The 9,050-nt window shown below is 59.1% G+C and carries 6 protein-coding genes, 2 rRNA genes and 1 pseudogene (1 of these 9 cut by a window edge); all 9 read left to right on the top strand.

Annotation, left to right across the window (positions count from 1 at the left end):
* Positions 1-1,712, top strand: a 23S ribosomal RNA gene (locus tag HU764_RS19940); it begins 1,181 nt to the left of the window's first position.
* A gap of 128 nt (positions 1,713-1,840) precedes the next feature.
* Positions 1,841-1,956: ribosomal RNA gene (gene rrf / locus HU764_RS19935) — 5S ribosomal RNA — on the top strand.
* 290 nt (positions 1,957-2,246) lie between these two features.
* Positions 2,247-3,890 carry an acetolactate synthase large subunit gene (locus HU764_RS19930; protein ID WP_186681032.1) on the top strand — a complete coding sequence of 548 codons (1,644 nt, stop codon included), beginning with the start codon at positions 2,247-2,249 and terminating at the stop codon, positions 3,888-3,890.
* A gap of 197 nt (positions 3,891-4,087) precedes the next feature.
* Positions 4,088-4,374 (top strand): annotated as a pseudogene (locus HU764_RS19925) (FAD-dependent oxidoreductase); the annotation flags it as partial.
* 173 nt (positions 4,375-4,547) lie between these two features.
* The gene (locus tag HU764_RS19920) at positions 4,548-5,444 is read left to right on the top strand and encodes a nitrilase family protein (RefSeq protein ID WP_186681028.1); all 897 of its coding nucleotides are present in this window, start codon (positions 4,548-4,550) and stop codon (positions 5,442-5,444) included.
* 11 nt (positions 5,445-5,455) lie between these two features.
* Positions 5,456-6,607, top strand: coding sequence for a hypothetical protein (locus tag HU764_RS19915; protein WP_186681026.1), 1,152 nt, complete (start codon positions 5,456-5,458; stop codon positions 6,605-6,607).
* Complete coding sequence (locus HU764_RS19910) at positions 6,604-7,593, top strand: asparaginase (RefSeq protein WP_186704240.1); 990 nt, start codon at positions 6,604-6,606, stop codon at positions 7,591-7,593. The genes HU764_RS19915 and HU764_RS19910 overlap by 4 nt, the downstream gene beginning before the upstream one ends.
* 90 nt (positions 7,594-7,683) lie before the next feature.
* Positions 7,684-8,235 carry a UPF0149 family protein gene (locus HU764_RS19905; protein ID WP_027594714.1) on the top strand — a complete coding sequence of 184 codons (552 nt, stop codon included), beginning with the start codon at positions 7,684-7,686 and terminating at the stop codon, positions 8,233-8,235.
* Between the two features lie 173 nt (positions 8,236-8,408).
* Positions 8,409-9,038: a glutathione S-transferase family protein gene (locus tag HU764_RS19900; protein WP_027594713.1), complete on the top strand. Its 630-nt coding sequence runs from the start codon at positions 8,409-8,411 to the stop codon at positions 9,036-9,038.
* Positions 9,039-9,050 lie beyond the last annotated feature (12 nt).

Raw genomic sequence — 9,050 nt, 5'->3', positions numbered from 1 at the left:
GGAGCGTTCTGTAAGCCTGTGAAGGTGAGTTGAGAAGCTTGCTGGAGGTATCAGAAGTGCGAATGCTGACATGAGTAACGACAATGGGAGTGAAAAACTCCCACGCCGAAAGACCAAGGTTTCCTGCGCAACGTTAATCGACGCAGGGTTAGTCGGTCCCTAAGGCGAGGCTGAAAAGCGTAGTCGATGGAAAACAGGTTAATATTCCTGTACTTCCAGTTATTGCGATGGAGGGACGGAGAAGGCTAGGCCAGCTTGGCGTTGGTTGTCCAAGTTTAAGGTGGTAGGCTGAGATCTTAGGCAAATCCGGGATCTCAAGGCCGAGAGCTGATGACGAGTTGCCTTTAGGCGACGAAGTGGTTGATGCCATGCTTCCAAGAAAAGCTCCTAAGCTTCAGATAACTGGGAACCGTACCCCAAACCGACACAGGTGGTTAGGTAGAGAATACCAAGGCGCTTGAGAGAACTCGGGTGAAGGAACTAGGCAAAATGGCACCGTAACTTCGGGAGAAGGTGCGCCGGCGAGGGTTAAGGACTTGCTCCGTAAGCCCATGCCGGTCGAAGATACCAGGCCGCTGCGACTGTTTATTAAAAACACAGCACTCTGCAAACACGAAAGTGGACGTATAGGGTGTGACGCCTGCCCGGTGCCGGAAGGTTAATTGATGGGGTTAGCGCAAGCGAAGCTCTTGATCGAAGCCCCGGTAAACGGCGGCCGTAACTATAACGGTCCTAAGGTAGCGAAATTCCTTGTCGGGTAAGTTCCGACCTGCACGAATGGCGTAACGATGGCGGCGCTGTCTCCACCCGAGACTCAGTGAAATTGAAATCGCTGTGAAGATGCAGTGTATCCGCGGCTAGACGGAAAGACCCCGTGAACCTTTACTATAGCTTTGCACTGGACTTTGAATTTGCTTGTGTAGGATAGGTGGGAGGCTTTGAAGTGGGGACGCCAGTTCTCATGGAGCCATCCTTGAAATACCACCCTGGCAACTTTGAGGTTCTAACTCAGGTCCGTTATCCGGATCGAGGACAGTGTATGGTGGGTAGTTTGACTGGGGCGGTCTCCTCCCAAAGAGTAACGGAGGAGTACGAAGGTGCGCTCAGACCGGTCGGAAATCGGTCGTAGAGTATAAAGGCAAAAGCGCGCTTGACTGCGAGACAAACACGTCGAGCAGGTACGAAAGTAGGTCTTAGTGATCCGGTGGTTCTGTATGGAAGGGCCATCGCTCAACGGATAAAAGGTACTCCGGGGATAACAGGCTGATACCGCCCAAGAGTTCATATCGACGGCGGTGTTTGGCACCTCGATGTCGGCTCATCACATCCTGGGGCTGAAGCCGGTCCCAAGGGTATGGCTGTTCGCCATTTAAAGTGGTACGCGAGCTGGGTTTAGAACGTCGTGAGACAGTTCGGTCCCTATCTGCCGTGGACGTTTGAGATTTGAGAGGGGCTGCTCCTAGTACGAGAGGACCGGAGTGGACGAACCTCTGGTGTTCCGGTTGTCACGCCAGTGGCATTGCCGGGTAGCTATGTTCGGAAGAGATAACCGCTGAAAGCATCTAAGCGGGAAACTTGCCTCAAGATGAGATCTCACTGGGATCTTGAATCCCCTAAAGGGCCGTCGAAGACTACGACGTTGATAGGTTGGGTGTGTAAGCGCTGTGAGGCGTTGAGCTAACCAATACTAATTGCCCGTGAGGCTTGACCATATAACACCCAAGCAATTTGCTAGCGCGAATTGCGGTGGTGAAGACGAAACAACCGAAAGTTCGTAACCACAAAATCGCATATCCGAATTCGCTGGGCTGTCCATCTGGACATTCTGGCTACAGAATTTCTTGACGACCATAGAGCATTGGAACCACCTGATCCCATCCCGAACTCAGTAGTGAAACGATGCATCGCCGATGGTAGTGTGGGGTTTCCCCATGTGAGAGTAGGTCATCGTCAAGATTCATTTCGCAAAACCCCTATCTGCGCAAGCAGGTAGGGGTTTTGTCTTTCTGCCGTTTATAGCCGCAGATTCGCTGTCTCCAGGCAAAGATGTTTTGTCCGTCCTGTACCTCTCCAAACGCGCCCAAGGGTGCGACAATTAATCCTGTTCGTGCACGTGACTTTGCCCTGCCTAACCTGCGTCAAGACTTAGGTTCGGGGCACCCTCGCGCCCGAATAGAGCGATGCCAGCGTGCCGTGCTGCGCATTTATGGACTTTCACCGTCCTATCACTTGAGGTAGAGAGCAAGATGGCTAAGGCCGCCGATGTCGTTGTGCAATGCCTGGAAAACGAAGGTGTCGAGTATGTGTTCGGCATCCCTGGTGAGGAAAACCTCGACCTGCTGGAATCCCTGCGCAAGTCGAAGATCAAGCTGGTCCTGACCCGCCACGAACAATCTGCGGGCTTCATGGCCGCCACCTATGGCCGCCTGACCGGCAAGACCGGCGTCAGCCTGTCGACCCTCGGCCCTGGCGCGACCAACCTGGTCACCGCCAGTGCATACGCCTACCTCGGCGGTATGCCGATGATGATGATCACCGGCCAAAAGCCGATCAAGAAGTCCAAACAGGGCCGCTTCCAGATCATCGATGTGTGCGGCATGATGGCCCCCATCACCAAGTACACCCATCAGTTCGCCTCGGCCGACAACATTCCTTCGCGCATGCGTGAAGCGTTCCGCCTGGCTGAAGAAGAAAAACCAGGCGCCGTGCACCTGGAACTGCCGGAAGACATCGCTGCCGAGCAGACTGATGCCATGCCGATCCCACGCAGCCTGCACCGCCGCCCGCTGGCCGAGCACGTGGCCATCGAAGCCGCCATCGAAAAACTGCGCACCGCTCGCAGCCCGATCCTGGTGATCGGTGCCGGCGCCAACCGCAAGATGACCGCCAAGGTCCTCAAGCAGCTGATCGACAAGACCGGCATTCCGTTTGTTACCACCCAGTTGGGCAAGGGTGTGGTCGACGAGCGCAGCCCGCGCTTCCTGGGCAACGCCGCGCTGTCGTCCGGTGACTTCGTCCACCGCGCAATCGAAGCGGCCGACCTGATCATCAACATCGGCCACGATGTGATCGAGAAGCCGCCGTTCTTCATGGTCCGTGGCGGCACCGAAGTCATCCACATCAGCTTCCGTTCCGCCGAAGTCGATGCCGTGTACTTCCCGCAGGTCGAAGTGATCGGCGACATCGCCAACGCCGTCTGGCAGATCGCTGAAGGCCTGGGCGACACTTCGCACTGGGACTTCACCCGCCTCATGGCCATCCGTGAAGCCAACGAAGCGCAAATCGCCGAAGGCGCCGACGACGACCGCTTCCCGGTCTACCCGCAGCGCCTGGTCGCTGACATCCGTCGCGTGCTGCCGTCTGAAGGTATCGTTGCCCTCGACAACGGCATCTACAAGATCTGGTTCGCCCGTAACTACAAGGCCCACAAGCCGAACACCGTGCTGCTCGACAACGCCCTGGCGACCATGGGCGCCGGCCTGCCGTCGGCGATGGCAGCGCACCTGGTGTACCCGGACCGCCCGGTAATCTCGGTATGTGGCGACGGCGGCTTCATGATGAACAGCCAAGAGCTCGAAACCGCAGTCCGTCTGGGCATGCACATCACTGTGGTGATCTTGCGTGACGACGGCTACGGCATGATCCGCTGGAAGCAGGCCAACATGGGCTTCACCGATTTCGGCCTGGACTACGGCAACCCGGACTTCGTCAAATACGCCGAAGCCTACGGTGCCAATGGCCACCGCGTGGAAAGCGCCGAAGGCTTGCTGCCGCTGCTCGAGCACTGCATCAAGACCCCTGGCGTACACGTGATCGACTGCCCGGTCGACTACAGCGAGAATGACCGCATCCTCAACAGCGAGCTGCGTGAGCGCGCGCTGGCGGTGTAAGGCTTAACGGCCTATTCGCGGGGCAAGCCCGCTCCCACAAGTACTGCACAGTTCCTGAGGACTGTGCTTACCTTGGGAGTAGGCACGCCCCCGCGAATGCTTTGCGCCAGACACCAAGTGGTATTAGATAAACACCGCACCTGTCACTCTATGATTCTCCATTCTCAGGTTCCCCAACCCTTGGCGAACACGAGAACATGACGATCGGATCGACTCACAACCACCCCGCACACTTGGCCGTTGAGCCGTCATCCCCAGCCCAGCCATGGGCTGCACGTACCCCAATCCACCCGATCTCTGTGTTGATTAGCCGCATCACCGAATATGCATTATCGGTGCTGGTGTAACGGGTTTGACCGCCGCACGGGAGCTGTTGCGTTGCGGTTTTACCCATATCACCCTGATCGAGCAATCGAAGCGTGTGGGCGGGCGTCATTTGACTGTGGTGAACACGGTTGGGGATCACAAGCACCCCACGACCCCATTACCCGCATTATCAAGTGCGGTAATCAGGGCGTCGGCAATCAATATGTAGGGCCCTTCCCTCAATAATTCTTCCTTTTCCCTACGATCTTGTGGGAGCGTCCTGACTGTCGCTCCCAGGCTCAACCCCGCTTTACTGGCGCCCTTCCACAACAAACATAAAAGGAAGCCGCCATGTCTGAACACTGCACCCCTGTCAGCCCCGTGCGCATCGCAGTCATCCAGTATGACCCTCAAGTGGGGGTCGAGCACGGTGATAGCAACGTGAGCAGGGGCCTGGCATTGGCCCGGCGCGCCGTACGCGAAGGTGCCAACCTGATTGTGCTGCCAGAGCTTGCCAACACTGGTTATACGTTCCACTCGCGGGCAGAGGCCTATGCCCATGCGCAGACTCTGCAAGACGGGCGCAGCGTCCAAGCCTGGGCGGACTTTGCGCGGGATCATCACATCTATCTGGCGGCGGGGTTCGCCGAACGGGATGGGATGAAGCTGTATGACAGCGCCGTACTTTTCGGCCCGGAAGGAATGCTTGGGCACTACCGCAAAGCGCACTTATGGAACCAGGAGAAGCTGTGGTTCACGCCCGGTAACCTCGGGTTCCCGGTGTTCGAAACCCCCATTGGGCGTATCGGCCTGCTGATCTGCTGGGATATCTGGTTCCCCGAAGTCCCCCGGCTGATGGCTGCACAAGGCGCCGACATCCTCTGCAGCCTCAACAACTGGGTGTGGACGCCGCCGCCGCTGTTCGATGAGGCCGGGCGCTGCATGGCTTCTTACCTGACCATGACCGCAGCGCACGTCAACAACGTCTATATCGCCGCTGCCAACCGAATTGGCAGCGAGCGTGGTGGTCGTTTTCTGGGCTGTTCGCTGATTGCCTGCACCAACGGCTGGCCGATCGGAGAAGTGGCAAGCGCGGAAGAGGAAAGCATCCTCTATGCCGATGTGGACCTCAGTGCGGCTCGGTCTGCGCCGATCTGGAACAGCCTCAATGATCTGCCGCGAGATCGGCGTACCGATCTTTATGACCACACCCTCGGTTATCGCCTGCATGCCCCGATGCCGCGCTGAGGAGGCAGAACATGAACGAGATAAGCATCCCGACCAGGCAAAGGCCACCGCTGGTGATATTGGCCTGCCTGAGCGTATTGCTGATAGTTAGCCTGGTTTTCGGCCAATGGCCGGACTACGCACAGCTCACCGCCACACTTGATCAACCCTTGAGCCGTTTGCGCTGGATAGTCGGCGACATCAGCGAAGTCGCTTTCTACAAGCACGAGTTGCCGGCTTTGGGCCTGCTGCTGGGGGCCTGTCTGGCGCATTGGGCCGGTCTTCGTGGCTACCGCTGGCAAGGTTTTGCCATTTGTTATGGCACTGGGCTGTGGCCGTGGGTGTTCACCAGCTCGCTGCTCGGCCTGCTGCTCAGCCACGTCTTGTGGGGGTGGACGCTGGCTGGGGGAGGGTGGCAACCGACCTTCGTCGCTTTCGTGTCGCTGCCGGCTGCCATGGTATTGCTGTTTGGCGGAGGCTGGCAGGTGACGATTACCGGGGCGCTACTCGGTGCGCTTCTGGTAACGCCTGCCAGCCTGCTCCTGGTCAATTACCTGTGCATTCCTTTGCAGTTGCCGGTGGTCATCGGCAACGTTGGCGGCATGGCGGTGGCGAGCGTAGTGGCTTTCCTGCTGTGCAAGCGTTTCCCGTCATGGGTGCAGCAAGGCAAAAGGCCCGCTGGGTTGCAGCCCGTCACCCGTCAACCTGACTACGGTGTGGTCTGGACCCTTCGACGTGTATTGGCTGACTTCAGTGAAGCGCCATTTTTCGGCAATGAGCTTGCCAGCCTCGGGTTGTTGTTGGGCCTGCTGTTGGCCTGCGTGATTGCTCCTGCTGCACCGGCCTACGGTTCGCAACTGGTCGTGCAGATGGTGGCAGGCCAGGCGCTGGCGTCATTGGTGGGGGTGCTGGTGTGGCGTCGTCAATGGCAGGCGCGCGGCTGGTACCCCACTTACATTCCCATTGTGTCGATCGTTCCGGCTGCCGTGCTGATGCACGGTGGTGACTGGCAGGTCGTGGTAACCAGCGCGGTGCTGGGTGCGCTGGTAGCGCCGCCATTGGCGGTGGCCATCAGTGGCCGGTTGCCGAGCTATATGCATGGCTACATCGGCAATGTCTTGTCCATGGCCTTCAGTACATTGGCGATCGTGCCGCTGGTGGGGCTGATAGGAGGTGCGGCATGACTGAGTCTCCGCAGTTGCCTCGGCTGTCGATCGCCAGCCTGGGCGGCACGGTCAGCATGCAGGTCGATACGGTTGAGGGGGGTGTAACGCCAACGCTCGATTGTGAGAAGCAACTGTCCTTGCTGCCAGCGCTCAGGCAGATGGCGCACCTCGAAGTGGCGACGTTAGGCATGCTGCCCAGCGCTTCGCTTGGGTTTGTGACGCTGCTTGAAGTGCTGGCGTGGGCGCGTGGTCAGATAGCGCGCGGTGCGCAGGCCGTGATGCTCACTCAAGGGACCGATACGCTAGAGGAGACAGCTTACTTCTTCGACCTGCTCTGGCCATTCGATGCCCCCTTGGTGCTGACCGGTGCCATGCGTTCGGCCAGCCAACCGGGCTGTGACGGGCCGGCCAATCTACTGGCGGCCGCGCAAGTGGCGTTAGCCCAGGCCAGTCAGGGGCGTGGCGTGCTGGTTGTGATCAACGACCAGATCCACAGCGCCGCGAAGGTTCGCAAGGTCGCCAGCCTGGCGATGTCCGCTTTTGAGTCACCAGGCAGTGGCCCCGTGGGCGAAGTGGTCGAAGGTGTTGCGCGCTATCACCTCCAGCCTTCACCACGGGAGGTACTGCCACTGCCGCATCGTCTCGATCATCGCGTTGCCCTGTTGGAGGCCTGCCTGGATGCGGACACTGCCTTGTTACAGGCCTTGCCAGCGCTGGGTTACGAGGGGCTGGTGATTGCGGGGTTTGGTGCCGGGCACGTCTCGGGCGCCTGGTCCGAGATGCTGGGCCAGCTCACGCCTGGCTTGCCAGTGATCGTGGCTACCCGCACAGGCAGGGGGCCTACGGCACTAGCGACCTATGGGTTTGTCGGCGGCGAGATCGACCTGCAGAAAAAAGGGCTGCACATGGCTGGGCAACTTTGCCCGCGCAAGTGCCGAGTCCTGCTCTGGCTGCTGATCGGGTCAGGCAGGCAGGCCCTGCTGCCCACGTGGTTGCCACGCTAGCGAAACTGCCCGCAGCCTCGTCGCTGCGGGCAGCCTTCTGGTGCGTGCTGTGCTAGGGTGCTTGCACTTTTGCTTTTCAGGACAACCCCCATGCTCCCCGCGCTCAGCGAAAAAGAACTCGACCGCCTCGAAGACCTGCTGATCACCTACGGCAACGATTATTCGGTACTCAACCTGGCCGAGCTCAATGGTTTTTTTACCGCCCTGGCCAGTTCCCCCATCACCGTCCACCCCGAACAATGGTTGCCAGCCGTTGCGGGTGGCAAAGTGCCGAAATTCAAGAAGCCCGCGCATGAAGAGGCGTACACGGCGTTGATGTTGCGTTACGCCAGCCAAGTGGCGGACGAACTGGGTGACAACATCGATCAGTTCGAACCGCTGTTCGAGGAAAATGAAACCGACGATGGCGCTGTGATCATCATGGAAGAGTGGTGCTTCGGCTATATGCGCGGTACCCAGGTCGCCAGCTGGGACGCGTTGCCGCCTGAGCAGGATCAACTGCTCAAGGCCATTTCCCTGCATGGGCTGGAGGACAACTTCGAGTTGCTCGATCAAATGCGTGAAGAGGACATTCAAGCCTGTGTGCCTCAGGTGATCGAGGCGGCACGCCAGTTGTTCAAGTTCCATAATCAGCGGCATTGAGCCGAAGATGCAGCCTGTGCACTGCACTGTAAAAGCGGCCTAGCGCCGCTTCTACAAGCATTATTCCGCCACGCGAAATTATGGTTTCCCCCCAGCACTGATTCTGCTGCCAGTCGAATCGGTCCAACATGGCCTCCACCAGCCCATTCCGGCGCTGACCAGGAGCCAAGCCCATGTCGACCAAGATCAAACTCTACAACTTCCCCAAGTCTGGCCACGCACACCGTATCGAGCTGATGCTCTCGTTGCTGAACCTGCCGACCGAGCTGGTTTTCGTCGACCTGGCCAAAGGTGAGCACAAGCAGCCTGCGTTCCTTGCCCTCAACCCGTTCGGGCAGGTGCCGGTCATCGACGACAACGGCACGGTCATCGCCGATTCCAACGCCATCCTGGTGTACCTGGCCAAGAAATACGACAACGGCACCTGGTTGCCCGAGGAGCCCGAAGCCGCAGCGCGCGTGCAGCGCTGGCTGTCGGTCGCCGCAGGCCCTTTGGCTTTTGGCCCGGCTGCCGCTCGCCTGGTGACCGTGTTCGGCGCCGCGTTCAACACCGATGAAGTCATCGGCCGTGCCCATACCCTACTCAAGGTGATCGACGCCGAACTGGCCAAGGCCCCCTTCTTGACAGGCAGTGAGCCCACCATCGCTGACGTTGCCAACTACTCCTACATCGCCCATGCACCAGAGGGCAATGTCTCGCTGGAGCCGTACGCCAACGTGCGCAGTTGGCTGGCACGGGTCGAGGCGCTGCCAGGTTTCGTGCCGATGCCGCGTACTGCCACGGGCCTGCAAGCCGGCGATTGAGCTCAACCCTTT

The organism is Pseudomonas kermanshahensis, from assembly GCF_014269205.2.
In the GTDB taxonomy this organism is placed as follows: domain Bacteria; phylum Pseudomonadota; class Gammaproteobacteria; order Pseudomonadales; family Pseudomonadaceae; genus Aquipseudomonas; species Aquipseudomonas kermanshahensis.
This window is presented reverse-complemented; position numbering and strand designations above follow the sequence as displayed.